Raw genomic sequence first — 22,975 nt, 5'->3', positions numbered from 1 at the left:
CGTCGAGGACCGTCAGCGGACGGTGGCGATGAGCGGGATGCTCTGCGAGCCGACCTTGGCCGACCCGTCGGCGTAGGTCCCGGGCACCGCCCCCTGCTTCGCCTGGAGGGCGAAGGTGTAGGTGACCGCGTGGCGCGTCTGCGGCGAGGTGTTGATGGCGATCGGATCGCTGACGGTGATGGTCCGGCCGCCGTCGCCGAGCACGGTCGTCAGGTTCCCCACCGGGTGGGGCGGCTCCCCGAAGTAGTAGCCGTACGAGGCCGCGCCGGTGAAGAGGAAGCCGGTCGGCGCCGTGAAGACCTGCGGGACGGCCTTGTCCACGGGGGCGTCCGAGCGGGCGGCGATCTCGACGTTGACCGTCGTCGACCCGCCGGGCGCGGCCTGGACGGGGTCGGGCTGGCGCAGCTGGAAGTCGGTGCTCGGAGGCGGCGGAGGCGGCGGGTCGTCGATCTCGTCGGCGATGACACCGGTGATGGTGGCGCCGCACCAGCCGTTGGTCTGCGAGGAGAAGGTGAGCGTGTACGCGCTGCCCGTGGCGAGGAAGGTCAGCGGCTCGGCCTGGCTCCAGGTCGGGAGCGGGGTGTAGCCGCCCTTCGCGACGACGGCACCGCCGGAGTCCGTCACGAAGGCTTCGTAGCTCTGGGTCGGCGCGTGCAGGCACCAGCCGACGTGGGGGTTCTGGCACGCCTGCCAGGTGATCCTCACGCGCTTGCCGGTCGTGGGCGAGAAGTCCTGCGAGATGCCGTTCCTGTCGTCGCCGTTCAGGTCCACTGCCTGGTAGTGGGAACGGGACACCTGGGTGCCGTACACGTCCACGCCCACCAGGGGGGTGGTCATCGTCCAGCCTTCGAGGCGGTCCGCGTTGCCGCCGTTGATGCGGTAGTAGTCGACGTCGCCGGCGAAGGGGCGGGCGAAGGTGCCGTTCCTGATCAGCTGTGCCATGGGTTTCCTCTAGCGGATGGTGGCGGTGAGGGGGATGCTCCGCGAGCCGACCGTGGCCGACCCGTCGGTGTGGGTGCCGGGCAGCGCGTCCCGCGTCGCCTGCACACCGAAGGTGTAGGTGACGGCGTGCTGCGTCTGCGGCGAGGTGTTGATGGCGATCCGGTCGGTGACGGTGATCGTCCTGCCGTCAGGGCTGAGCGTGGCGTTCAGGTTCCCGGTCGGGTGGGGCGGGGTGCCGAAGTAGTAGCCGTACGAGGCCCCGCCGGTGAAGTCGAAGCCGGTCGGCGCCGTGAACACCTGCCGGACGCCGTCCTTCTCCACCGGGGCGTCCGTCTGCGCCGCGATCTCGACGTTGAGCTTGGCCGTCTGCCCGGGAGCCGCCTCGGCCGAGTCCGGCTGGCGCACCCTGAGGTCGGTGACCGGCGGAGGGGGCGTGGGGCTGCCGTCCGTGGCGTTCAGCCCGGTGATGAGCGGGCCCTGCATGCCCTGGATCAGCGTGCTGAACTCGATGGTGGTGACTTCGGCGGCGGCCGTGAAGTCGAGCCTGCGCGCCTTCCAGTGCGGCCCGCGCACGTCGTCCCCCGGGTAGAACGTCACCGGCCCGACGCTGTCGCCCATGGCGGGCTGGACGGCCACGCTGTAGCTCTGCTCGTTCGTGGCCGAGCGCGAGGCGATCGTGATGTCGGGGGACTCGAACCAGGTCAGCGTGACCTTGCTGCCCGGAGTGGTGCGGATCTCCTGGCAGATCTCACCGATGCCTTCGGGGTTGCTGCCTTCCTTGAGCCGCACCGCCTGGGCCACCCGGCCGTCACCGTGCGGCCGTTGGTTCTCCTTGAGAGGAAGGATCTGCACCTTCCCCCGCGCCACCCGCCACCCCGGAATCGTGCGCCGGTCCGGGCCGGAGACGGTGATGAACTCGCTCGGCGGCTCGACCGCCGGCTGGGCGAAGGCCGGGTTCGTGATGTCCGCTGCCATGGGGGGCTCCACCTCCGGGTACGAGCGCGGGCAGGAGAGGGACCTGCGGCGGCCGGAGGCCGCCGCAGGTTTGCGGTCAGGACCTTCCGGTGCCCTGGCCGACCACGTTGTAGATCAGCGCACCGCAGGAGTCCGGGGTCCGGCCGGTGAAGCGGAGGGTGTACGGGGACCCGCTGTTGACGGTGAACTTCAGCGTCTTGTCGGACGGGATCGGGCTGAAGCCCACGCCGTCCGGTTCGTAGCTGTGCGAGACGACGGTCTGCCCGTTGGGGTCCAGCACCTGGGCGCCGTAGGCCTGGTTGGTCTGCGGGCAGCTCGCGTCGGAGTTGCGGCTGTGCGTCCAGGTGATCTCGACCTTCGCGCCCACGGGTGCCTCGAAGTCCTGTTCCAGAACGGCGGCACCGATGTCAGCGGCCTGGTGGCCGGCCTGGGCGAGGCCCGGGCTGTAGATCACCACGGAGCCGCTGGTGACGTCCCAGGCTCCCATGGCGTCCGGCTCCGGGGCTTTGACCTCCACGGAGGGGTCGGGGGCCGCAGCGGGCTTGCGGAACGTGCCGTCCTTGATGAAGTTCGGGATCGGCGCGGCCGAGGCGGTGGGGGTGGCGGTGGCGGTCTGCTTTCGCATGTCAGCCGCCTCAGAGGCCGGGGATCAGGTTGACGTTTCCGATCGAGTCCGGGGCCGGCTCGTACTTCTCGCCCCCCAGGTACTTCGCGGTGTAGCCCTCCTGCCACGCCTGGATCGACTCCTGCAGCCTGGTGATGTGACCGCCGCTCTCGCAGCTCGCGATGCCCTGGCCGTTGGTCACGCCGCTGCCCAGGTAGTCGTCACTGCCGTTGAGGTAGAATTCCACGGTCTCACCCACGACCGGCTTACTGGTCATCGCTTCTCGCAGGTGGGCCCTCGCCTTGTCCCGGAAGCCTGCGATGTGGCCGGAGATGTTCTCGGCTTCCAGCGCGGTCTTGATCTTGGTGGTGGTCTGGGCGTCCGAGTGCCTGATGACGGGCGACATGGTGCAACTCCCTGCAATCAGTGGCCGATTGGGACAATCAGCCCTGAATCCACCGTGACACACTCCCCCATCGTTCGCATCCGCACAGTCCTGCTGCAGGCACCCTCCGTAACCACCGCGGGGGGGCTCTGCACGAGAAGTCGGCGGGGCCGACTTCTCGTGCGCACCGCTCAGCCAAAGGCCCGCTGCCGGAACCGGGAGGCGCCCTACCGGCGGATCGCCGAGATCAGGCCGCCGGGCCGTTCCTCGCGCTGCGGCGGGGTGCTGATCGGACGGCCGTAGGCCGCGGCGCACTCGCGCAGGGTGCGGGTGTCGGCCTGCCAGCCGTGCCCGGCCAGCCAGCCCACCGGGTCGTCGGGCATCTCCGAGACCCACAGGGACGCCGCCGAGCCCGGCGTGGCGTCCGCGCCGAAGCGCTCGATCACGCCGCGCGAGCCGAGGGTCAGCCCCATCCGGCTGCCCGCCGCCGACCGCGCGCCGATCCGGGCCAGCAGCAACTCCACGGCGTCCTCGGGCAGGTAGATCAGCAGCCCTTCGGCGATCCACACGGTCGGCGCGGCCGGGTCGTGCCCCGCGGCGGCCAGCGCGGCCGGCCAGTCCTCCCGCAGGTCCACCGCGACGGTGGTCCGCTCGCAGCGCGGGACGGCCCGCTCCTCGCGCAGCACCGACTCCTTGAAGTCCAGTGGCACGGCGGTGTCGACCTCGAACAGCCGAGTGCCCTCGGGCCAGTCCATCCGGAAGGCCCGGCTGTCCATGCCGGCGCCGAGCAGCACCACCTGCCGGACCCCGGCCGCGGAGGCCTCCTGCAACAGGTCGTCGAGGAACTTCGTCCTGATGACGATGGAGAACGACACGGCCAGCCGGCGGCGGCGCGCGGCCTCGTCGTCGGGCAGCGGTGCCGAGTCGGGCCACAGGCCGCCGGCGGCGGCGAAGGCCCGTGCCAGCGGGTCGCGGAACAGCGCGTTCTCCCGCTCGCTCTCCAGGGCCCGCACCCTGGCCACCCCCACCGCCGTGGCCCACACTCCCGACGGCCGCACCCGCTCCTGCTCATCAGTCACCGGGCCAGCCTAGACGACCCGTTCGTGGCTCGAACGCTCAGGAGCGGCCGAACCAGCGGCGCCTGGGCCGGGGTTGGGTCACGGGGGCGGGGGCGCCGTTCGCCGCGACCACCGCCGGGTCGTCGAACTCGCGGGAGATCACGTGGACCCGGCCCGACGCGGCGTCGTGGCGCACGGTGTCCAGGCCCCGGCGGTCCAGGTCGGCGATGCTGTCGGCGTGGGTGGCGGGGTGCAGGGCGAGCATCCCGACCTCCGGGTGCTCGGGGCCGAGCGTCATCTCCTCGCGGAGCAGGGTCCGCATCAGGCGGTGGGCGGAGGCCGAGGGCAGGTCCTCGTCCACGGCGAGGTGCACGATCAGCTGCTCCTCGCCGCTCTCCCGCCACCGGGCGTGCGCCACCCACGCCGAGCGGACGGCGGGGAACTCGCGGATCCGCCGGGCCAGTGCGTCGCGCAGGGCGACCGCGACCGGGTCGGCGGACCAGTCGAGCTGCATCTCCGCGCCGGGCCCGCGGCTCGCCCAGTGCCGCAGCACCTGCGCGGGAACGGTCGCCTGCCCGTTCCCGGAGCGGATCCCGAGCACGGCGACGCCGGTCTTCTCCAGGATCTCCCGCAGCCGCGCCGCGTCGCAGTGCACCATCCCTGCGGCGGCCGGCAGCAGACGCGCGCCGAGCGCCGCGTCGGTGAACCCGAGCAGCGTGGGCCGCCGTTCGTCGTCGGGGAGGAACAGCACCGACCCGGCCTCGGTGACGGGAACGAACACCCCGCCGTCGAACAGCGCCTCCAGCACCGCCTCCGGCCCGGGCTCGTGCCCGTCCGCACCGCGGTCGAGGAGGTCGGCGAGACGTGCGTTCACAGGTTCGATCATGCGCGGCAGCGTAGCGCCCGCCCGGCCACCGCCCGCCGGCCCCGGTCGGCCGCGTCGATCACGGCGACATGGACGTCTTCAACAGCTCGACGCTGGCGAAGGTGATGGCCACGCGGGACGGGCGCCATGCCCATGGGATGCGGGAGCCACGCACCTGATGTGACGGTGCGCTCGCTGTTCCCTCCGCCCGTACATCGGCCTTCGGCCGATCCGGCTGTGCCGCGCCCGCTTCGCCACGTCCGGCCGGGCGTCGGTATGAGTGCCCTTCCGTCCGGCGTGCTGGGCTTCCAGCCGCGCGGGAGCCCGGCGGGGGCTCCTCCGGCTATCAACGGTTGTCAAGCTGATCTTCCACTTACGCCGAGCTCATACTGTTGTTTCGATCTAATGAACATAGAACTGTTGTTGCAACTGGCGCAGTCGCGGCACTTCCAGCGGATGATCTTGCCTTGCCAGTAGGGTCGTTGATGGGTGTGCCGGAGGGAGGCGACTGGTGTATCAGATGCGCGAGGCGACAGCCGCAGACGCTGGGGCGATTGCCGACATGGTGAGGGCGCGGTCTGCGTGGCTGTCAGTGAGGGGCCTGGGCGAGTGCGCGGACATGGCTGAGGAGTACGGCTCGCAGGCCGGCAACCCGGCCTTTCCGGTGTGGGTGCTGGAGCATGAGTCCGATGGCGTTGTGGGATGCACAACGCACTTCGGGAACGAGGCACTTCCGCCGTGGGGCTTCACTGAGGAGGAGCGTGCTGAGTCCACGCTGTTCCTGGCAACCACCTTCACCAGGCCGAACCCGCACCGGCTTGGTCGGCTGATCGCGTGGTGGTCGCTCGACCACGCCGCCCAGCAGGGCCTGCGGCGGGTGCGTCGGGGCACCGGGCAGGAACAACTCTCCCGGTACTACCAGGAGGCCCAGGGCTGGGACCTGGTGCGGGTCGCCGAGCGGCATGGCGCAAAGGTCTTCATGCTGCAACGGGAGGCCGAGCGTGTCCCGGGCATCGCGGACATGATGGCCGGCCGTGACCTCTGACAGACGCGTCTGCGGCCCCGGCGAAGTTTCGCCGGGGCCGCAGACGTTCTCAGCGCTGGACGAGTGCGGAGTCGGCCAGGAGCGCGAAGACGACCTCATGGTCACCGTCCACCGGAGTACCGGCCTCCAGGCGGTCCGCGACGGTTGCCAGACCGTCCGGGGCGATGAGTCTGGCCTCGATGAGAGGTGACCCTGCGTCGAGGATCGTCCGGATACGGGGAACCCCGTGCTGGCGCATCGCCACGGTGATGATCTGACGGAAGTTCTCAGCGATCGGCGGCCGGGCGACCTGCGGCGGCATGCCGGTCCTGCCGATCACCTCGCGCAGGAGCCGCTTCTTCTCCCGCCATTCCAGTGGTGTCCACTCGCAGAACCTGACGAGGAGTGGGTCGGTGAGCGGGTGGACGGGCCAGATTCCGCGTCGCATGAACGCGGGCCCGCACACGGTCTTGGCCATGAGGGAGGTCTCCGGAACGACCGCGGCCGGCGTGATGGCGGTGTCGATGTCCGGCAGAACAGCCTTCGCGGCCGGTCCGAGCCATGGCGGGGTATCGGCGCGCTCGAAGCCTCCCCACCCTCCGTGGTCCTCGGCTTCCGTGGTGGCCATCAGCTCATCGCCGCCGATCCCGGTGAACACCGCCCGGACGCCGTGGTCGGTGAACCGACCGGACAGAGTGTCGAGCGCGTCGGCGTAGATGTCCTGGTAGGGGGAGATCCAGGTGCGGCGACTGTAGCGGGACGTTGGCCCGTATGGCAGGTGATCGGTGGCCCTGACGGTCACGGACGACCATCCGGAGGCGATGTACTCCAGGATGAGCGAGCGGCGCTCGGACTGCTGCACGCCCCGTTCGGCATCCAGGATGACCGTCCCCGCCGTCACGCCGGCCCCCTGCGGGGCCGTCCGCAGGGCCAGGGCAACGACGGTGGAGTCCATGCCGCCGGAGAGCTGCACAGCGGTCCTGGAGCCCTTCCACGGAATCCGCGACAGTGACCGGCTGAGGAGGTCCAGAAACAGCGGCACCGGATCGGCACCGTCCTGGAGGGACCTGGCCCGGGAGTGCTCGGCGGCCTCTGGGAACTGGATGATCAGCGGGCCGTCCTGACCGAAGTGCGCGGTGGAACGCTCGGTGAGGAGCCTGATGTCCTGCCAGAACGTGGCGGCGGTGTACCGGGCTCGCAGGGCGAGGTGCCGGGTGACGGCCAGGTGGTCCAGCCGGTTGTGGTCTTGGTGGTCGCGGAGGTTCATCAGATCCCACGAGCCGTGCAGCACGCCGTCCTGGGCGGCCAGGTACTGGGGTGCGGTGCACTCGGGCCCGGTCTTGATCCGGATGGCCTGGCCAGGGCTGATCTCGACGGTGACCCAGTCACCGCGGCTGGCCCGGATCTCGCGGATCCTGCGGCCGTACGAGGCAGGCGACACCTGTTCGATCTCGGGCCGTCCCGGGGTGGTGCCGGCCAGTCTGACAGCGGAGATGAAGGCGGTGTGAATGCCGTCGGTGAGTGCGGTCTGCTCGGTCAGGTCGTGGCGGTACGGGGCGATCCAGGAGGATCCGCAGCGCCAGCGGTTGGCCGCCCACGCCCACTCCCGGTCGGTGGTGATGTCGTCATGGGTGATGCGGAGATGGAACATCGCGGCTGTCCTTCGTGCGTCGGGTGGAAGGTGGACGCGGACCGGCCGCAGCAGCGGGGGCTGCTGCGGCCGGCACGAGGGTTCGTCAGACGGCCGTGGTGTCGTACGTCTGCACGGAGTCGGAGCTGCCGGCGATCTTCTTGTAGCTGTAGCGGTCGGTGGTGTCCATGACCTCGTACGCGGGCTCGTCGCCGAAGATCCGGCCAGCGGCCTCGATGAGCATGGTCTCGTCGGTGATGTTCACGTAACGACTCCCTTCACCTTCACTGGACGGCTTCCCCGAGCCCACGGCGTCATGGCCAGCACGGGGAAGCCCGGCACCTGCGGGATCGCAGGTGTCGGCGACGGTTGGGGTGTGCCTGGATGGCTTACCGCCGCACGAACAGACAACCGCCGTACGGCCACTGCACGTAACTGCCCGGTCATGATCGGGAGTTGAAAGCATTGAATTCAGGGGCAGGATGCTCGGCATGCCACGGACACGCCATCAGAACGAATCGCTGGGACGTCTCCTGTACGAGACAGGCTGGGATCACGGGCAGTTCACCCGGGCCATCAACGCCGCCGGGACACGAGCAGGGCTGTCCCTGCACTACGAGAACTCCTCCGTGAGCCACTGGTTGAACGACGGCACAGTTCCCCGCCGGAGGACGCAAGAGCTGATCCTTGATGTCCTATCGACAAGGCTCCGGCGGCCCGTCACCGTGGCCGAGGCCGGGTTCGGGGAACCGCAGCTTGACGGCGAGGCTACGGATCTCGTTACTGGACTGATGGACCTGGCGCGTGCGGACATGGACCCTTCCCGACGATCGGTACTTGGTGCCGGCCTCTACTCGGCCGCCATGGTCTCCGTGCCGGGATGGCAGGATGCGGTCGGCAGAATCGACATGATCAAGACCAACCCGCACACGCGCATTGGACAGCGCGAAGTCCAGTCTGTCATCGCAATGACGGAGATGGTCAGCAGCATCGACGACCAGCAGGGCGGCCGGTTCGCGCGGCCCATGGCAGCGAACTTCCTGGTCAACGCAATTGGCCCGTACCTCAAGGCAGATGCCACGGACGAAGTCCGGAAAGCCATGCTGTCCGCCGCCGCTGACCACTGCTACCTGACCGGCTACATGGCCATGGACGAACGCCTCGATGGGCTGGCCAACCGCTACTACGTCAAGGCTCTGGAACTCGCACGTCTGGCCGGCGACGAGCTGACCTTCTGCACCACCCTTCGAGGGATGAGCGTCATGCATGGGGACCTTGGCGACGGCTCCACAGCTATCCGGCTCGCCCAGAGCGCATCCGCCGCCTCTCCCCAGGCAGGCCCCCGGATGCGCGCATTCCTAGCCGGCCAGGAAGCCCACGCCGCGGCCATCACAGGCGACCGCTCCCTCGCTCTCCTCCGAATCAAGCAGGCCGAGGCAGCGATGGAGAAGGCTGAGTCGCAGGCCAAAGCCCTAGGGTCCTACGATCCATCGTCCCTGCATTACCACGTCTCTCAGGTCCGCTACGAGCTGGGAGATATGTCCGGCGCTATCGAGTCCATGCAGCAGTCCCACCAGATCCGGGAGCCAGTGTTCCGGCGAACCCGGGTCCGATACGGGGCCATGCTCGCCGAACGCAAGTTCAAGGCAGGCCGTCTTGACGAAGCCTGTATGGACTGGCACCGCGTCCTGGACGAATACCAGCTTGTCCAGTCAGGGCGCGTCGATGACCGGATCCACGAGATGCAGACCCTCATCATGCCTCACATTCGCAACCCGCTGGCCCGTGAACTTCACGACCGGGCCCGTTCCATGACAGCGTGAATCCTCCAGGTTGCGGCAGCCGGTTATGTGCCGGCCGCCGCGAGTTCCCAGTCCTCTACCGCGTCACCGGACCTTCGATTCCCAAGCGGGCAAGCTCTCGACGGAGAGACAGGTTCTCTCCATGAGCCGCTTCGAGTGCTTCTCTTAGGGCTGCGGTCTCCTCACGGTGAACCTTCTTGATGCGTGCGATCTCGGCAGTCAGCGCGAGGACGATGTTGCTGTCAGTGCTGGCAGTCTCCGGGACAGCCTTCGGTGGACGCTGCCTGGACCTGTGGTACTCGATCTGTGACCGTAGGCCCGGGTTCTTGTAGAGGAAAGCGTGGGAGACGCCGGCCTCGCGCTGGACAGCCTGGAAGGTGACGGCTTCGCCGCGCTTGATCGGACGACGGATGGCTGATTCGGCGGATCGGACCTTCTCCTCCGACTTCAAGCGTGCGGCCTCTGCGAGTCGGCCAATGCGTTGCTGGCGGGCGTCAGTCACTGCTGTGCCTTCCGGTGCCGGGTCAGGTCGATCGCCACAGGGGTTGGCCCTCCAGTTGGGCTTCCAGCTCCTTGGCAGGGGTTCCCCTGACTGTGCTTCATCGCTTCAAGAAGACGTACGAGCATCCTGCTCGGCAGTCCGTTTGGGCGAGCCACACGTTGTCCTCTGGCATTTGCCGGCCGTGGCGTTCCTGGAACTTCTCCGTGGTCCGGGCGATCAGTGCCTTCGTCTCCTCCAGATGCCGTGTGAGCGTATCGAGATGGCTGTCGTCTGTGACAAAGACGGAGCACGTGAGGCAGGCGTTACCCTTTTCGCAAGTCTGGAGCGGGGGCAAAAGGCAGTATCCATTGGGAAGGAAGCGGTCAGCCCGGTCGAAGAGGTGCATGGCATCGTGGTCCATGGAGGAGAGGACCACCTGCTGGCCGGTAGCAGTGAACTTCCTTGCGGCCAGGAACGCTTGCTCTTCGTGCTCCTCGCGCTTGGCTACATAGTGCATGGTCATCACGGCTGACCGGTGACCCGCATACCGTTGCAGGACGTGGACTGGAACCCCCTGTTCGGCAAGGTCAGTGATGCGGGAATGCCGGAACCGGTGGGTGTGGGACAGGACGAGCGGGTTCCCCGTGCTATCCGTGATCGCGGCTTCCTCGCTGAACTCTCGTAGGACGTTCTGGTAAGTGGCCATAGGGTAGTGCTTGTTCGCTTGACGATTAGCCATCGTCGCCTGAAACAGGTACCTGGGGGACCGATTGGGGAACCGCTCCTTCAGCCAGTTCCGCTGTTCTTCGATGAGGCCAATCACTGGCTCATCGACAAAGATGGTCTCCTCTGCTCCTTCGATCTTGCTCTGGGCATAGTGGAACCTGGCGATGCGTTCTCCGGCTGAGACCTTCATCGCCCCAGGCGGAGCTGTCGAAAGACAGTCGTAATCCAGCATGCAGATCTCGTTGGCCCGACGCCCGGTCATGATCTGCAACGTGAGCATTCGCATGGCCTGTTCATCTCCATAGCCCGGCATCAGCTTTGTGATGCTGTTCAGCGTGATGGCGACGGTTTCGCCAACTGGAGCACCTAGGGCAGGGAGGTGAGCGGTGATCTGTGCGAGAGCGTGGGAGTCCACGTACTTCGAGTCGTCCAGCATCCGGTTCTTGGGGATGCGGGCGACCTTTCGAAGCCACACGGCAGGGTGGGCATCGTCAATTCCGTCCCAGGGGGATGGGCCAATCGCCTGGTGAGCTTCGTCGCGGTTGGCTGCCATGTAGGCTAGGAGTTCTGCCGCGACGCGAATATCGTCGTTGACCGACCGGGCACTCACCCGCGCTGATGGCTTTCCATTCTGCATGCGGTTGTTGGGATTGGAAGCGTACTGACGGAATGACTCGGCGTAATGCGGAGCCTGGGAGAGGCTGGTAACGACCTCGGTGGGGTTGTCCAAGGTCTCCAGCCACCGTCCGAAGCGTGTCAGGTTGACCAAGCGGTCATGCTGGACTGTGCTCCAGGTGAGCATCCCCGATTCAAGTTGAGCTCCCAGTGACCATTGGGCGGCCTTCCGGAGCCATGGGATTGCGATGAGGGTGAAGTCGCCGATCCTTGACCTGTCGGGCTCGCGCTCCCTGAGCGGGATGCGCGGGTCACAGCGCGGTGCCCACATGTCCATTTCCCACCAGGGGTGATCATCGACTCTGGCCATAAGGGCAAGGCCCGCAGGTCCAAACACCGTTGGATTCCTGGCATTCCGAGGCTTTAAGATTCTTGCTGGGTACCAGGCTGCGCGGACTCGACGAGATGTGGCAGGTCGAGGACATCATGTGCAACCTCGGGAAGCTGCTAGACGGCAAGACGATCGATTAGCCACCCGCCGGATCGGCGCGATACAGGCGTCAGGCGGCTTTGGCCATCGGTCGGGCCCGGTCGTACTGCTCGCAGGCGTACTGGTTGCCCTGGTAGGGCTTGACCAGGGCGAGCATCGAGCGGAACCGGTCGTCGGCCCGGCCTGACTGGACGGCCGGGTAGTCATCCAGGGCCCGGTGCCAGTACGCGCAGGCCTCTTCGAGGCCCCCTGCCTGGAGCTTCCACTCGGCGAGCATGCCGGTCATCCGGACCCGGTTGCGCATGTAGACCGAGTACCGCAGCCGGTCGGAGGACTCCATCGCGGCGATGGCGCCGGCCTTGTCGCCGAGCTCCCGGCGGACGTTCGCCTGGTGATACGCCAGCGAGGACGGGTCGTATGAGCCGACGCCTTGGCCTTCGACTCGGCCTGCTCCACCGCCGTCTCAGCTATCCGCAGGTGGTAGAGCGCGCCCGCCCGGTCGCCGGTCTGGGCCGCCGCGTGGGCCTGCTGCCCGGCGGGGAAGGCCCGCATCCTCGGTCCGGCCTCCGGGAGGCCGCGGAGGCGGCGTTGTGGTCGGCGGCGGCCGACAGCATCGCCTTGCGGACCTTCTCGGGAGCGTCGGCCTGCAAGTACGGCGCGATGCTGTTCACCAGGAACGAGGCGGCCATGGGCCGGGCCATCCGGCCGCCGAACTGGTCGTCCAGCTCGCTGATCTTCTCGGTCATCGCCGCGACCGACTGGACCTCGGCCATGCCGATCCGCAGGTGCGGGTTGGTCCGCAGCGTCTTGAACCGGCCGACCAGGTCGGGCCGGCCGGGAATGCTGAGCGCCACCGAGGACGACCGCCTGTCCCTGCGGGCGATGGTCTTTCACCCCGGACGGCGCGACCGTCCTCACTGCCAGCCGCACCAGCGACCGTCTCACCCCGCCGGCGCCCGGCGAGACCGTCGCCGAAGAGCTGATCCGCGACGACGCCCGCGAGCTGATCGACACCATCGCGCACTGATCCGCCTGCGGAACTGTCGTTCGGGGGTCATCACGACGACCCCGGCCCGGAACGCGCGAAGGCCGCCCCCGATGTCGGGGGCGGCCTTCGCCGGCGGGTCAGCGGTAGACGGTGACGGACTTCTTCCCGCGCATCACGGACCACGTCCAGATCAGCGAGATCCCGGCCGTGCAGAACGCCAGCACGGTGTGCTTGATCAGCTCGCCGCCGGACATCCGCTGCCGAGTCACGGCCTGCTGGGTCATCTGCACCTGCACCGGCTGGGCCTGCTGCTGGGCGGCCAGCTGCTGGCGGAGACGGATGATCTCTTCGTCACGGGGGTCCATCGGGGTCCTTCGGTCACAACAGGGCTGGACAGGTAAAGGCTAGGCAAAGGTCCGGGGCAATCTCGAACGCTGCGGCGGTGAACAAGCTCACTGCCCGCCCAGCAGGCGCCACCGAGCCGCTACTGGTAGGCGACTGTCGGCGTCGTGCCGCAGTAGCGCGTCCCCGGCTGTTCCCGGGGCAGGTGAGCCGCGTCCTGGCGGGACTGATCCTGCCCCTCGGCGACGACGTGTTCGACGCGGCGATGACCACCTTCAGCGTGCACCAGTGGAGCGACTTCAAGGCAGGGCTGCGCGAGATGCGCCGGGTGGCGCGCGGCACGGTCGTCGTGCTGACCTGCGACCCTGATCTCGTTCGGGACTTCTGGCTGTACGAGTACGCGCCGGAGGTACTGGACACGGAGGCGCGCCGTTATCCGGTGATCGCGGATCTGGCCGAGGCTCTCGGCGGACACACGACGGTGACTCGGGTGCCGATATCCGTCGACTGCACCGACGGCTTCAACGAGGCGTACTACGCGCGCCCCGAGATGCTCCTCGACCCCGGTGCTCGACAGGCCTGCTCGGCATGGAGCTTCGTCGACGAGCGGTCGCGCGAACGATTCGCCGCGGATCTGCGGAGCGACCTGGACAGTGGAGCATGGGAAGCCCGGTTCGGCGCTCTGCGGCAACAGCCTTTTTACGAGGGCTCGCTGGTTGTGGTTCGGTCCGTTCCGGCCTGAGATCTGCGTCGCAGCTCCAGCGCGCGCCGTGACGTGAGAAGGGCCGCACGGGTCGCACGGATTTACCCAAGCCCGTCGCTCAGCTCGTCGGCGAGATCGCCGACCGGCTGGACAACATCCTCGACGCTGCCCGCCGGGCGTCACGGATCCGCGGCGGAGTCCGGATCTGGTAGGCAACGCGCACGGAATCCGAGCCGGGGCCGGTCGCTCACCGCGACCAGCCCCGGAAGTTGCACCGGCCGTTCGACTCCCTCCGCCCGCCGGACCGGGCGGGAGGGCCGACCGGGAGACGTTACGGACGTACGACCGGGGCCGAGGGCCGGATCGCGGGCAGGGCGGCCTTGCGGTGCGAGCGCTCGGCGCAGGCCTCCTGCTGGAGGATGACGGCGATCTCGTCGACGTCGTCGTTGACGTCGAAGAACCCCTGGATGCCCGGGGCCGCCGCGCCGTTGACGCCGACGAAGAAGGTGAAGAGGTGGCCGTCGTCCGCCTCCAGGTAGCCCGCGTACGTCTGCGCGTTGATGGCGAGCTGCTGGTTGAGCTGGTCGAAGCCGATGATGGTGCCGGGCTTGGCGAAGACCTTGCCCTTGGCCGGGCAGTCGGTGGTGCAGAAGAGCGCGCCCGTGCCGGACACGCCGAGGATCGGCAGCGAGGTGCGGAACGCGTCGGCGTCGGGGGTGCGCAGCCAGTAGGCGAGCAGTTGGTTGAGCCCGGCGGGCGTGACGCGGTCGACGGGGACGTCCCCGCGGCCGTCCGCCATCTGGAACTGGGTCGGGTCGACGTTCGCCGTCCCGATGAGGAAGTCGTGGATGACCGGGAAGCCGTCGAAGCAGTTGGAGCTGCCGCGGCCGACCGCGATGTTGCACAGGGCCAGGTTGGCGCCGAGGTTGTGGCTGACGTTCAGGATCAGTTTGGCGTACTCGCGGTACGGCGGTGAGACGAAGGCGGCCACCTGCGGGTCGCCGGCGTACGAGGCGGGCAGCGTGCCCACCGGGTTGGGCCCGGTGGGCGGGGCGGTGACGGTGACCCCGGCGCGGCCGAGGGCCTCGATCAGGGCGGTGCGTCCGAAGGCGTTGGGGTCCTGGACCGGGGAGATCTTCAGGGCGGGCTTGGAGTCGGCGGCGATCGTGCCGGAGAGCGTGATGTTCGTGCCGTCCGGGGACGCGGAGACCTGGATGTCGGTGGTGCCGCCGGCGTCGACCGTCCGGACCTCGGAGGTGACCTGGTACGGCGCGACCTGCGGGCGCCAGCTCAGCTGCGCGGGCTGCCCGGGGGTGGTCGGCGTGCTCAGCAGGTCGATGACGTTGTCGTTGATGATGAGGGGCGTCGGCTGGGGGCTGATCGGCGGGGGTGCGAAGAGCCGCGGGTCGATGACGACATCGCCGTCGACCGTGGTGATGCCCGAGTCGCGGACCTGGCGGGCGATCTCGTCCAGGCCGGCGAGCGGGTCCTCCGGTGTGAGGGTGGCGCCCGGGACGTCGTCGGCGTAGGTGTGGTCGATGGGGGTGAAGTCGACCGACCCGTCCGGCTTGGTCCGGCCGCCCATGGTGAGGTCGCCCTGGGCGACGAGCGCCAGGTTCCCGGTGAGGGTCGATCCGTTGCGGACGCCGATCGCGTTCACCGGCGTGGTGAAGCGGTGGTCCGGGCCGAGGGCGTGCCAGGCGCCGGAGATGGTGATCAGCTTGACGGTCGAGCCCGGCATGAAGAACTGGTCGGGATACATGGAGTGGACGACCCGCCCGTCCTCCGGGTCGATCTCCAGCAAGCCCCACTGCGCATGCTTGTACGCGGGCTTGTTCATGATCGCCGTGATGTCGGGACTGAGGTCGCCGCGAGGGTCCTCCGCGGGTGCGGCGGCAGCTGTGCCCGCCACCACCGCGAGCGTGACGCCGAGGATGCCCCAGGCCCGGAGCCGACCACGGATCGTTGATCTCATTTCGCCCAGCCGTTTCTGGAGTCGGAAGCCCCGTGTGCAGGGCGCTGACGGCGCATCACGGTAGGTGCACGGACTCCGGGCATCCGGTTCCTGCGCGGTGCGCGGGGGGCGTCGGGCGTGAGAATCATCCGGTCGGTCGAACAGGGTGCTGCCGCGCCGGCGGGTCGGCCCCGCCGCCTCAGGCGACGGCGGCCAGGTCCGCGCGGCCGAACAGCAGGGCGTAGCCGCGGGGCAGGTGGGCGAGGAGGCGGTCGGTGAGGTCGTCGCCGGTGAGGGCGGTGAGGGCGGCCAGGACGGAGGAGGCGTCCCAGCGGGCGGCGGTGAGGCTGGTGCCCAGGGTGTGGGCGAGGCTCTCGACGAAGGCGGGGGCGGTGACGGGGCGGGGCAGGGGGATCTGGGCGGCGAGGACGGCGCGGGCCCGTTCGGGCAGGGCGGCCGCGAGGTCGCAGCGTTCGTCGCCGGTGAGCTGGGTGCCGAGGAGGGCGAGCACGGCGTCGAGGACCCGTTCGGCTTCGTCGTCGGTGGTGTAGCGGCCGAGGTGGCGGACCTGCTGGAGGAGCTGGCGGTAGCGGGTCATGACCGTGGAGCCTTCCAGGAGCTGGCCGCCGGCGGGCCGGCGGCGGCGTGCGGGGGTGGTCAGGGTCGTTTGCCTGCGCTCGGACGGCCGAACAACAGCTCGTAGCCGGGCGGCAGTTGGAGCAGGACGCGCCCGGTGAGGTCGTCGCCGGCGGCGTCGGCCACCGTGGACAGCACGGCGCCGATGTCCCACGGGGCGGTTGCTTCGGTGGCGCCCTCGATCCAGGCCGCGGTCGCGCGCACGAAGCGCTCCGGGCTGAGCGGCTCGGCGGCCTGCAAGGGGTTGAGCAGGACCAGGGCCATGGTCTCCGGCAGGCAGGCGGCCAGGTCCGCGCGCACGTCGCCGACCAGGTGGGCGCCGAGCAGGGCCAGGACGACCCGGGCGGCCCGCTCGGCCTCCTGCGGGGTGTCGTACTCACCGCGCTCCCGGACCTCGTCCAGGAACGCCTCCCATCGAAGAGTCACCGCGGTTCTCCCTCCGTCCCAGGGGCCGGCACAGCGCGGCACGACCGGCGCCCGGTCGGGCGTCAGGGGTCGGGCGTCAGGGGTCAGGGGTGTTCCGGCCGCCCCTTCGACCGAGGGGGGAGAGGCCAGGGGCGGCCGGAACGGCATCGGGGAGCGGGTCAGGCCCGGATCTGCTTGCGGTCGCCGCTGTGGCTGATCGCGACCTTGCGGGGCTTGGCCTTCTCCGCCACCGGGATCTTCAGGGTCAGCACGCCGGCGTCGTAGTCGGCGGTGATCCCGGCGGGGTCGAGGGTGTCGGAGAGCATGACCTGGCGGGAGAACACGCCGAGCGGGCGCTCGGACAGCTCCCACTTCACGTCCTCGCCCTCGTGGCGCGGGCGGCGCTCGGCCTTGACGGTCACCATGTTCCGCTCGACGTCGATGTCGATCGCCTCCGGGTCGACGCCCGGCAGGTCGAAGCAGATCACGTACTCGTCGCCCGCCCGGTAGGCATCCAGCGGCATCGGCGCCGGACGCGACCAGGTCCCCGTGTTGCCCAGGAACTGCTGGGTCAGACGGTCCAGCTCGCGGAACGGGTCAGTGCGCAGCAGCATCGCGAAACACCTCCATGGATCGAATGGGTGCCAGTGCGCTTCACCTGAGTCCTTTGTAGCGCGTCATCCATCCGATGACAAGTCGGCATGTCGCCGATAGAGTGACTTCATGAGTGAGAAGCCCCGCAGACCCGCCTCCGGCCCCTCCGGCCCCCGCCAGCCGGTCGAGCCCGCCTCGTTCCTGGCGGCCGCGGCGGCGCTGGCCGCCATCGACGACGCCGTCCGCACCGCCCAGGACCCCGCGTCCCCGCCCCCGACCGCCCCTGCCGAGCACCAGGGCGGCCAGGGCCCCGAGCAGGCCCTGGCCGCCTTGATGCTGCTGCGCGAGCTGCGCACCCAGCTCGCCGGCTGGGAAGCCGGCCTGGTGGAGAGCGCCCGGGAGGCCGGCGCCACCTGGGCCGACCTCGCCCGGCCGATGGGTGTGGCGAGCCGCCAGGCCGCCGAGAACCGCTACCTGCGCCTCAAGCCCGCCGGCGCCCGGACACCGGCCGGCACCGGAGCGGAACGCGTCAAGGCCGTCCGCGACCGGCGGGCCGCCGACCGGACGGTCACCGCCTGGGCTCGCGACAACGCCGCCGAACTGCGGGTCCTCGCCGCCCGGCTCACCACGGCCGCGCTCGCCCCCGGCGCCCGCCCCGCCCAGGCCGCCCTGACCGCCGCCCTCGGCACCACCGACCCCGCCGACCTCATCGAGCCCCTCGCCGCGATCCGCCCCCACCTCGGCACCGGCCAGGACGACCTCGCCACCCGCCTCGACGCCCTCACCCACCACACCACCCGGCTCCGCGACGACAGCGACCGCCGCCGCGCCTGACGCCGTCGCCGCCGCCGAAAGGCGCTGAGCAGGAAGTCGGCGGAGTCGACTTCTCGTGCGGCAATGCCGCGGCCGCCCGGTGGGTACGGCCGGGCGGCTCGGGCGGGGGTCAGGCGTCAGGGCACCGGTTGGTGGTCGTGGTCCCGGGCGGTGGGGGCGGTGGTGTCGTCCGGGCGGTAGGGCATGCGCAGGACGGCGAGCGCGCCGAGGGCGACGACGGCGATGGCGAGGAGGAAGAGGGCGAGGAAGGCGGGGCCGATCAGGAGGCGCACGGGCCCTCGCTCTCGGTCGTCCTGAGGTCGCGGAGGAGGGCGAGCAGGTTGACGACGGTGCTCGCGGGCGCGTTGCCGAAGCGGACGAGGACGCGGCCGTCCACGACACCGTTGGTCTCGGCGGAGGGCCAGAGCAGGCCGAACTCGCGGCCGCGCTCGCGGAGTTCGTCGATGAGGTAGACGACCTCCAGTTCGGTGTAGCTGCGCATGAGCGGGTCGCCCGGCTCGATCGGGCGGCGGCCGCGGTCGTCGTCGGCCCTCACGCGGCCGCGTCCAGCTCGAACCAGACGGATTTGCCGGCCTCGCGGGCGTCCGTGCCGAACCGGTGGGTGAGCGAGCGCACGAGGTGCAGGCCCCGGCCGGAGAGGGCGTAGGGGTCGGAGTCGTCGCGCTGGACGGGGAAGAGCGGGTTCGCGTCGCTGACGGAGACCCGGAGCACCCGGTCGAGCAGCGCGATCACGACGATCGGCGCCGGACTGCGGCCGTGGCGCCAGGCATTGACAAAGAGTTCGAGGAGCGCGACCTCGGCGTCGGCGACCAGGTCGCGCTTCCACCCGGCGCGCGAGGTGGCTTCGCGCAGCTCCTCGCGCGCGGCGGACCAGTCAGGAGGGAGAGAGGGGGAGAACACGAAGAGCCTCCGTGAGGGCGAAATGGATCACTCATCGCCGCATGTCGACCAGGACGTCTCAGAGCACGGCGAGATCACGGATCACTTCCTACTCGGTGCAAGCGACCCGCTACGCTCAGCATGCGGCTCGTGCGGCACGCAGCGCAACTCACTCTCGATTAATCGCAAATTTGCGAATCGAACCTGAATTCGGTGCCTTCGAGGGCCAGTTGTCGGTGGCGCTGCCACCCATCGCACGGGCAAACTGGTCAACTGGTAACTCAGGAGGGGCAAGATGGCAGTCTCGACCGTTCGCCGGCGCAGGCTCGGCGGCGTGCTGCGGAAGCTGCGCGAGGAGCGGAAGCTCACCGCCGAGGTGGTGGCAGACGCCACGGGGATGAGCCAGGCGAAGCTCACCCGGATCGAGACCGCCCACACCGCCGCCAAGGTCGAGGACGTCAACAAGCTCCTCGACTACTACGGTTGCGACGACGAGGAGTACCGGGCCGGGCTGATCTCCATCACGAAGGAGGGGAGCAAGCGCGGTTGGTGGCTGAGCTATCGCGACGTCATCAACTCCACCGCGACCGACCTGATTCTCCTGGAAGCCGACGCCACCACCTATCGGACGTACGAGTCAGCCTTCATTCCGGGCCTCTTCCAGACCCCCGACTACGCCCGCATCGTGATCGATCGGCTGCGCATCAGTTCCGGCGGATCGGTCGAGGACCTGGTCCAGGTCCGCATGGCACGCCAATCCATCCTCACGCGCCCGAATCCCTTGCAGGTATGGGCCGTCATCCACGAGGCGGCGCTCTGCACGAACGCCAACCGCCCGGAGATCATGGTCCCGCAGTTGGACAGGCTCCTGACGCTCAGCCGCCTGCCCAACATCAACATCCAGGTCATGCCGACCGGCGCGGCGATCCACGCGGGGATGTCCGGAGCCTTCACCCTGATGGGATTCCCCCAGCGGCAGGACCTCGACGTGGTCCTGGTCGAAGGGCTGCTGAGCGGCATGTGGGTCGAGGATCCGGCCGATGTGGAGATCTACCGGGCGAAGTTCCAGGAGATCACCGCCGAGGCCATGTCCGTCGACTCTTCGCTCGCATTCATCACCGCACAGAGGGACAAGATCAAGTGACCCGCCCGACCTTCAAGAAGTCCACGTACAGCGGCGGCGACGTCAACTGCGTCGAGATAGCCACCCCGAGTGGACCGTCCTCCTACATCCGCGACTCGAAGGACCCCTCCGGCCCGACGCTCGCCTTCGACCGCGCGGCGCACGAGGCCTTCATCCGCGCCGTCGCCGCAGGTGAGTTCGACTTCGGGCTCGTCTAAGCCCTGTCGAGCGGCGCCTCGCCCTTCCCGGGCGAGGCGCCGCCTGCGTCGACTTCGTCGAGATGGGCCTCACCCCACACCAGCAGGGGTTGCAACGCCTCACGCAACGACCGCCCGAGGTCGGTGAGTTCGTACTCCACATGCGGCGGCACAACCGGGTGGGAAGTCGGCCTGGCCGACTTCCCACTCCACGGGCTCCGCGGGTTCGCATGCCCCCTCAGGGGCCTCAGGGCTTCGTCATCCGGCGGACCAGGGTGACCAGGGCCGCCCGGTCCGCGGCCGGGTCCGCCGCGCCGCCGAGCAGCAGGCGGACCATCTGCGGGAGGGTGAACCAGGCGTTCACCAGGCCGATCACCGCGAACATCGTCCGCCCGGGATCCACGTCGTCGGCCAGCAGCCCGGCCCGCTGAGCGGCCGCCACGACGGCGGCCTTCTCGCCGAGGTGCGCGGCCCGGTACAGCCCGGCCGCCAACTCCTCGTCCTCCGTGCCGCGTTGCAGCCCCTCCCAGGCCAGCAGGCGGGAGAAGTGCGGGCTCGCCGTGTGGTGGTCGTAGACGTGGCCGGCGTAGTCGCCGAGGTCCTGCCCCTCGTCCAGCACCATCGGCACCGCCTCCGCCAGCTTGCCCAGCTCGGACCTCAGCACGGCGGAGAACAGCTGCTCCTTGTCGCCGAAGTACTGGTAGATCCGCTCCTTGTTCACGCCCGCCCGGGTGGCCACCCGGGCGATCCGGGCGCCGTCCGGGCCGAACTCGGCGAACTCCTCGACGGCGGCGTCGAGGAGGAGCTGCTGTGTGCGTGCGGTGTCCCAAGCCATGTCCCAAGACTAACCCAAATCTCCAACCGCACGGTTGGACATCTGCGGCCCCTTCTGCCAAACTCCAACCAACGAGTTGGAGATTCGCTCTCCAGCCGCTCGCCAAGGGGAGGAACACGTCATGAGCACCGACACCATCACCGCCGCACCCGCCACCGCAGCCCCCGCCGTCCTGATCGCCCCCACCACCCCGGCCATGCCGTCCGCGCACCGCCGGGCGCTGCTGACCTGGCTCGCCGTCTACCCGACCATCACCGCCGCCTTCCTGCTGCTCGGCCCCTACCTCGGCAGCCTGCCGATCGCGCTGCGGACCCTGGTGATGACCGCCCTGGTCGTCCCGGTCGTCAGCTACGCGCTGATGCCCCTGCTGCTCAAGGCCGAGCGCAAGCTCGCCCGCCGCAAGTAGCCCGACCCGCCGGCTCACCACCCGGGCCCGCTCAGCAGCGGATGCGACGCGGCCAGCAGGAGCAGCCCCAGCGACGCCGCCGAGAAGGGGACGATGCGGCGCGGGCTGATCGCGGTGAACGCCAGGTGGGCGGGGACGGCGAGCAGCACGGTGACCGCGCCCGGGAACAGGCCCAGGGCGCCCAGACCCAGGGTGAGTTCGACCCCGGCCGTGGCGACGGCCGCGGCCCGGCAGGCGGCGCGGAACACCGGGGCGTCGAGGGCGACGGCGAGGCGGGGCAGGCTCGGCACCGGGAGGAACTCGCGGCTCCCGGCCGCGGCCTGCCAGGCGTTGTACGCGATGTTGTCCATCAGGACCCGGCCGCTCATGAACTGGGGCGAGCGCACCTTGCGCAGGCCCGCGACCAGGTACATCTGCGCGGCGAAGAACGAGGCGAGGAAGCCGATCCGCGCGGCGGACGGTTCACCCCCGACCCGCACCCCGGCCAGCACCCCGACCTCGCGCACGGCCACCAGCGCGAGCAGCACCAGCAGGCACACGCCGGTGAACCGGGGCGCCCGGTCCAGCAGGATCCACGCGCCGGCCGTGCCGCAGGCGAGCAGCGCCGCACCGGCCGCCGCCCGCGACCCGGGCAGCACGGCGACGGGCAGCAGCACGGCGGCCGCCGCCAGCCCGACCAGGGCCCGGCGGCACTGGCCGGCCCAGGCGTCCGGCCCGGACCAGCCCCGGCCGACGCGGTAGGCGCCGGCCCCCGGGTAGCCGCGCCGGACGGCACGGTGGTCGAGCAGCACCAGCCCGGCCCGCCAGGCGAGGGCGAGCACGAGGCAGCAGACGGCGGCCGTGAAGGCACGTGAAGCAACGGTCACTCCAACTCCCGTAGTGCGGCGACCAGTCGGGCATGTCCGGCGCCGGGCGGGATGGGTGCGGCCAGCAGGCGGCCCTCGTAGCGGATCCGCCAGTCGCCCGTCGAGCCGATGATCAGGCCCTCGAAGCGGACCTGCGGCGCCGTGGTGCCGAGCAGCCGGTGCAGCTCCGTGAGCGTGAGCAGGTGGCCCTCCGGCGCCAGCCCGAGCTCGTGGTGGCACACCGGCCGCCGCCGCCCGTCCCCCTCCCCCGACGTCCACAGGAAGCCCTTGGACGACCCCGAGTACATGCCCCACGAGAACGGGCGGTGCGGTGACGTCCGCACACCCCAGCGGACGAACAGGCCGAGCAGGACCAGGGCACCGCCTGTCACCACGGCGTGCAGGATCACGGCCCGCCCCCGCTCAGGCCCGGTCCGCGCGCTCGTACACCGAGACGTGGTACGCGCACCCGTCCCGGAACGGCTCGCCCGCCCAGCCGCCGTACCGGCGCCGCAGCCGCAGACCGGCCAGGCGCGCCATCAGGTCCAGCTCGCCCCAGCCCGCGTAGCGGAACCGGACGTGGACGTGGCTCAACCGGCCGTCGCTGGTGACCAGGTAGTGCGACTCGTAGCGCTGC

General features: G+C 69.9%; 32 protein-coding genes. 7 read left to right on the top strand and 25 right to left on the bottom strand.

What is annotated here, in order from left to right:
* Positions 1-12 precede the first annotated feature (12 nt).
* The 6 genes from VM95_RS38790 to VM95_RS12070 all read right to left on the bottom strand — a co-directional run bounded on the left by VM95_RS38790 (position 13) and on the right by VM95_RS12070 (position 4,850).
* Complete coding sequence (locus VM95_RS38790; protein WP_052707322.1) at positions 13-942, bottom strand: hypothetical protein; 930 nt, start codon at positions 940-942, stop codon at positions 13-15.
* 9 nt (positions 943-951) lie between these two features.
* A complete protein-coding gene (locus VM95_RS38785) occupies positions 952-1,917 on the bottom strand; it encodes a DUF642 domain-containing protein (protein WP_052707321.1) in 966 nt (321 codons plus the stop codon).
* Between the two features lie 76 nt (positions 1,918-1,993).
* Positions 1,994-2,542 carry a hypothetical protein gene (locus tag VM95_RS12085; RefSeq protein ID WP_045695301.1) on the bottom strand — a complete coding sequence of 183 codons (549 nt, stop codon included), beginning with the start codon at positions 2,540-2,542 and terminating at the stop codon, positions 1,994-1,996.
* 10 nt (positions 2,543-2,552) lie between these two features.
* A complete protein-coding gene (locus VM95_RS12080) occupies positions 2,553-2,927 on the bottom strand; it encodes a hypothetical protein (RefSeq protein WP_045695299.1) in 375 nt (124 codons plus the stop codon).
* A gap of 206 nt (positions 2,928-3,133) precedes the next feature.
* On the bottom strand, positions 3,134-3,949 hold the full coding sequence (locus VM95_RS12075) for a class I SAM-dependent methyltransferase (RefSeq protein ID WP_045695298.1): 816 nt from the start codon (positions 3,947-3,949) through the stop codon (positions 3,134-3,136).
* A gap of 73 nt (positions 3,950-4,022) precedes the next feature.
* Positions 4,023-4,850: a hypothetical protein gene (locus VM95_RS12070; RefSeq protein ID WP_157882072.1), complete on the bottom strand. Its 828-nt coding sequence runs from the start codon at positions 4,848-4,850 to the stop codon at positions 4,023-4,025.
* A 598-nt stretch (positions 4,851-5,448) separates the two neighbouring features.
* On the opposite strand from VM95_RS12070, the gene VM95_RS12065 reads away from it, so the two are divergent.
* On the top strand, positions 5,449-5,874 hold the full coding sequence (locus VM95_RS12065) for a hypothetical protein (RefSeq protein ID WP_208615439.1): 426 nt from the start codon (positions 5,449-5,451) through the stop codon (positions 5,872-5,874).
* A gap of 49 nt (positions 5,875-5,923) precedes the next feature.
* On the opposite strand, the gene VM95_RS12060 is transcribed toward VM95_RS12065, so the two are convergent.
* On the bottom strand, positions 5,924-7,504 hold the full coding sequence (locus tag VM95_RS12060; protein WP_045695293.1) for an asparagine synthase-related protein: 1,581 nt from the start codon (positions 7,502-7,504) through the stop codon (positions 5,924-5,926).
* An 85-nt stretch (positions 7,505-7,589) separates the two neighbouring features.
* Positions 7,590-7,748, bottom strand: a complete 159-nt coding sequence (locus VM95_RS42440; protein WP_157882071.1) for a hypothetical protein — start codon at positions 7,746-7,748, stop codon at positions 7,590-7,592.
* A gap of 226 nt (positions 7,749-7,974) precedes the next feature.
* On the opposite strand from VM95_RS42440, the gene VM95_RS12055 reads away from it, so the two are divergent.
* Complete coding sequence (locus VM95_RS12055; protein ID WP_045695424.1) at positions 7,975-9,306, top strand: NsdA family TPR-like regulatory protein; 1,332 nt, start codon at positions 7,975-7,977, stop codon at positions 9,304-9,306.
* Positions 9,307-9,361: 55 nt separating this feature from the next.
* Here the strand turns inward: VM95_RS12055 and VM95_RS40210 are convergent, their stop codons facing one another.
* The 5 genes from VM95_RS40210 to VM95_RS12040 all read right to left on the bottom strand — a co-directional run bounded on the left by VM95_RS40210 (position 9,362) and on the right by VM95_RS12040 (position 12,950).
* Positions 9,362-9,787, bottom strand: coding sequence for a DUF6262 family protein (locus VM95_RS40210; protein WP_078859810.1), 426 nt, complete (start codon positions 9,785-9,787; stop codon positions 9,362-9,364).
* Positions 9,788-9,884: 97 nt separating this feature from the next.
* Positions 9,885-11,261 carry a tyrosine-type recombinase/integrase gene (locus VM95_RS12050; RefSeq protein WP_157882070.1) on the bottom strand — a complete coding sequence of 459 codons (1,377 nt, stop codon included), beginning with the start codon at positions 11,259-11,261 and terminating at the stop codon, positions 9,885-9,887.
* Between the two features lie 406 nt (positions 11,262-11,667).
* On the bottom strand, positions 11,668-12,000 hold the full coding sequence (locus VM95_RS45460) for an NsdA family TPR-like regulatory protein (protein ID WP_482259237.1): 333 nt from the start codon (positions 11,998-12,000) through the stop codon (positions 11,668-11,670).
* Between the two features lie 64 nt (positions 12,001-12,064).
* On the bottom strand, positions 12,065-12,451 hold the full coding sequence (locus VM95_RS45455; RefSeq protein WP_052707318.1) for a hypothetical protein: 387 nt from the start codon (positions 12,449-12,451) through the stop codon (positions 12,065-12,067).
* A 271-nt stretch (positions 12,452-12,722) separates the two neighbouring features.
* Complete coding sequence (locus VM95_RS12040) at positions 12,723-12,950, bottom strand: hypothetical protein (protein WP_045695291.1); 228 nt, start codon at positions 12,948-12,950, stop codon at positions 12,723-12,725.
* 77 nt (positions 12,951-13,027) lie between these two features.
* Between VM95_RS12040 and VM95_RS12035 the strand changes: the two genes are divergently transcribed.
* Positions 13,028-13,669 (top strand): class I SAM-dependent methyltransferase, encoded by a 642-nt coding sequence (locus VM95_RS12035; protein WP_244178734.1) that lies wholly within the window; start codon positions 13,028-13,030, stop codon positions 13,667-13,669.
* 292 nt (positions 13,670-13,961) lie between these two features.
* Here the strand turns inward: VM95_RS12035 and dacB are convergent, their stop codons facing one another.
* The 4 genes from dacB to VM95_RS12015 all read right to left on the bottom strand — a co-directional run bounded on the left by dacB (position 13,962) and on the right by VM95_RS12015 (position 17,239).
* The gene (dacB, locus tag VM95_RS12030; protein ID WP_045695288.1) at positions 13,962-15,605 is read right to left on the bottom strand and encodes a D-alanyl-D-alanine carboxypeptidase/D-alanyl-D-alanine endopeptidase; all 1,644 of its coding nucleotides are present in this window, start codon (positions 15,603-15,605) and stop codon (positions 13,962-13,964) included.
* A 178-nt stretch (positions 15,606-15,783) separates the two neighbouring features.
* Positions 15,784-16,182, bottom strand: coding sequence for a DUF2267 domain-containing protein (locus VM95_RS12025; protein ID WP_045695285.1), 399 nt, complete (start codon positions 16,180-16,182; stop codon positions 15,784-15,786).
* A gap of 59 nt (positions 16,183-16,241) precedes the next feature.
* A complete protein-coding gene (locus VM95_RS12020; RefSeq protein WP_045695283.1) occupies positions 16,242-16,646 on the bottom strand; it encodes a DUF2267 domain-containing protein in 405 nt (134 codons plus the stop codon).
* Between the two features lie 158 nt (positions 16,647-16,804).
* The gene (locus VM95_RS12015; RefSeq protein ID WP_045695281.1) at positions 16,805-17,239 is read right to left on the bottom strand and encodes an Hsp20/alpha crystallin family protein; all 435 of its coding nucleotides are present in this window, start codon (positions 17,237-17,239) and stop codon (positions 16,805-16,807) included.
* A 109-nt stretch (positions 17,240-17,348) separates the two neighbouring features.
* Here VM95_RS12015 and VM95_RS12010 point away from each other — a divergent pair, with 109 nt between their 5' ends.
* Positions 17,349-18,053, top strand: a complete 705-nt coding sequence (locus VM95_RS12010; protein ID WP_045695278.1) for a hypothetical protein — start codon at positions 17,349-17,351, stop codon at positions 18,051-18,053.
* A 116-nt stretch (positions 18,054-18,169) separates the two neighbouring features.
* Here the strand turns inward: VM95_RS12010 and VM95_RS42435 are convergent, their stop codons facing one another.
* Genes VM95_RS42435 through VM95_RS12000 form a run of 3 tightly spaced genes read right to left on the bottom strand, consistent with a single transcriptional unit; the run spans position 18,170 to position 18,953 of the window.
* The gene (locus tag VM95_RS42435; RefSeq protein ID WP_157882069.1) at positions 18,170-18,325 is read right to left on the bottom strand and encodes a hypothetical protein; all 156 of its coding nucleotides are present in this window, start codon (positions 18,323-18,325) and stop codon (positions 18,170-18,172) included.
* Positions 18,313-18,588, bottom strand: a complete 276-nt coding sequence (locus VM95_RS12005; RefSeq protein ID WP_045695276.1) for a hypothetical protein — start codon at positions 18,586-18,588, stop codon at positions 18,313-18,315. Before VM95_RS12005 ends, VM95_RS42435 begins: the two co-directional genes overlap by 13 nt.
* A complete protein-coding gene (locus VM95_RS12000) occupies positions 18,585-18,953 on the bottom strand; it encodes an ATP-binding protein (protein ID WP_045695272.1) in 369 nt (122 codons plus the stop codon). The genes VM95_RS12005 and VM95_RS12000 overlap by 4 nt, the downstream gene beginning before the upstream one ends.
* A 274-nt stretch (positions 18,954-19,227) precedes the next feature.
* On the opposite strand from VM95_RS12000, the gene VM95_RS44290 reads away from it, so the two are divergent.
* Positions 19,228-20,076 carry a helix-turn-helix domain-containing protein gene (locus VM95_RS44290; RefSeq protein WP_045695270.1) on the top strand — a complete coding sequence of 283 codons (849 nt, stop codon included), beginning with the start codon at positions 19,228-19,230 and terminating at the stop codon, positions 20,074-20,076.
* Positions 20,073-20,273, top strand: a complete 201-nt coding sequence (locus VM95_RS44285; RefSeq protein ID WP_045695267.1) for a DUF397 domain-containing protein — start codon at positions 20,073-20,075, stop codon at positions 20,271-20,273. Before VM95_RS44290 ends, VM95_RS44285 begins: the two co-directional genes overlap by 4 nt.
* On the opposite strand, the gene VM95_RS44280 is transcribed toward VM95_RS44285, so the two are convergent.
* Both VM95_RS44280 and VM95_RS11985 read right to left on the bottom strand, forming a co-directional pair.
* Positions 20,270-20,425, bottom strand: coding sequence for a winged helix-turn-helix transcriptional regulator (locus VM95_RS44280; RefSeq protein WP_279616825.1), 156 nt, complete (start codon positions 20,423-20,425; stop codon positions 20,270-20,272). The genes VM95_RS44285 and VM95_RS44280 overlap by 4 nt on opposite strands.
* Positions 20,426-20,499: 74 nt before the next feature.
* Positions 20,500-21,087: a TetR/AcrR family transcriptional regulator gene (locus tag VM95_RS11985; protein WP_045695264.1), complete on the bottom strand. Its 588-nt coding sequence runs from the start codon at positions 21,085-21,087 to the stop codon at positions 20,500-20,502.
* Between the two features lie 121 nt (positions 21,088-21,208).
* Here VM95_RS11985 and VM95_RS11980 point away from each other — a divergent pair, with 121 nt between their 5' ends.
* Complete coding sequence (locus VM95_RS11980) at positions 21,209-21,493, top strand: putative antibiotic biosynthesis monooxygenase (RefSeq protein ID WP_045695261.1); 285 nt, start codon at positions 21,209-21,211, stop codon at positions 21,491-21,493.
* Positions 21,494-21,507: 14 nt separating this feature from the next.
* Here VM95_RS11980 and VM95_RS11975 read toward each other — a convergent pair whose 3' ends face one another.
* The 3 genes from VM95_RS11975 to VM95_RS42425 are packed head-to-tail and all read right to left on the bottom strand — an operon-like array spanning position 21,508 to position 22,932.
* Positions 21,508-22,359, bottom strand: coding sequence for a hypothetical protein (locus tag VM95_RS11975; RefSeq protein ID WP_045695256.1), 852 nt, complete (start codon positions 22,357-22,359; stop codon positions 21,508-21,510).
* Positions 22,356-22,733, bottom strand: coding sequence for a hypothetical protein (locus VM95_RS11970; RefSeq protein WP_157882067.1), 378 nt, complete (start codon positions 22,731-22,733; stop codon positions 22,356-22,358). Before VM95_RS11970 ends, VM95_RS11975 begins: the two co-directional genes overlap by 4 nt.
* Before the next feature lie 28 nt (positions 22,734-22,761).
* Positions 22,762-22,932, bottom strand: a complete 171-nt coding sequence (locus VM95_RS42425) for a hypothetical protein (protein ID WP_157882066.1) — start codon at positions 22,930-22,932, stop codon at positions 22,762-22,764.
* Positions 22,933-22,975: the final 43 nt, after the last annotated feature.

This window comes from Streptomyces rubellomurinus (genome assembly GCF_000961885.1).
Taxonomy (GTDB): domain Bacteria; phylum Actinomycetota; class Actinomycetes; order Streptomycetales; family Streptomycetaceae; genus Kitasatospora; species Kitasatospora rubellomurina.
Note: the sequence above shows the minus strand (reverse complement) of the source record. Positions and strands in the feature narration are given on the sequence as shown.

Coding starts and splice junctions, on each gene's coding strand:
- VM95_RS38790 (WP_052707322.1), bottom strand. CDS start 942: ATGGCACAGCTGATCAGGAACGGCACCTTCGCCCGCCCCTTCGCCGGC.
- VM95_RS38785 (WP_052707321.1), bottom strand. CDS start 1,917: ATGGCAGCGGACATCACGAACCCGGCCTTCGCCCAGCCGGCGGTCGAG.
- VM95_RS12085 (WP_045695301.1), bottom strand. CDS start 2,542: ATGCGAAAGCAGACCGCCACCGCCACCCCCACCGCCTCGGCCGCGCCG.
- VM95_RS12080 (WP_045695299.1), bottom strand. CDS start 2,927: ATGTCGCCCGTCATCAGGCACTCGGACGCCCAGACCACCACCAAGATC.
- VM95_RS12070 (WP_157882072.1), bottom strand. CDS start 4,850: ATGATCGAACCTGTGAACGCACGTCTCGCCGACCTCCTCGACCGCGGT.
- VM95_RS12065 (WP_208615439.1), top strand. CDS start 5,449: ATGGCTGAGGAGTACGGCTCGCAGGCCGGCAACCCGGCCTTTCCGGTG.
- VM95_RS12060 (WP_045695293.1), bottom strand. CDS start 7,504: ATGTTCCATCTCCGCATCACCCATGACGACATCACCACCGACCGGGAG.
- VM95_RS12055 (WP_045695424.1), top strand. CDS start 7,975: ATGCCACGGACACGCCATCAGAACGAATCGCTGGGACGTCTCCTGTAC.
- VM95_RS12040 (WP_045695291.1), bottom strand. CDS start 12,950: ATGGACCCCCGTGACGAAGAGATCATCCGTCTCCGCCAGCAGCTGGCC.
- dacB (WP_045695288.1), bottom strand. CDS start 15,605: ATGAGATCAACGATCCGTGGTCGGCTCCGGGCCTGGGGCATCCTCGGC.
- VM95_RS12025 (WP_045695285.1), bottom strand. CDS start 16,182: ATGACCCGCTACCGCCAGCTCCTCCAGCAGGTCCGCCACCTCGGCCGC.
- VM95_RS12015 (WP_045695281.1), bottom strand. CDS start 17,239: ATGCTGCTGCGCACTGACCCGTTCCGCGAGCTGGACCGTCTGACCCAG.
- VM95_RS12010 (WP_045695278.1), top strand. CDS start 17,349: ATGAGTGAGAAGCCCCGCAGACCCGCCTCCGGCCCCTCCGGCCCCCGC.
- VM95_RS44290 (WP_045695270.1), top strand. CDS start 19,228: ATGGCAGTCTCGACCGTTCGCCGGCGCAGGCTCGGCGGCGTGCTGCGG.
- VM95_RS11985 (WP_045695264.1), bottom strand. CDS start 21,087: ATGGCTTGGGACACCGCACGCACACAGCAGCTCCTCCTCGACGCCGCC.
- VM95_RS11980 (WP_045695261.1), top strand. CDS start 21,209: ATGAGCACCGACACCATCACCGCCGCACCCGCCACCGCAGCCCCCGCC.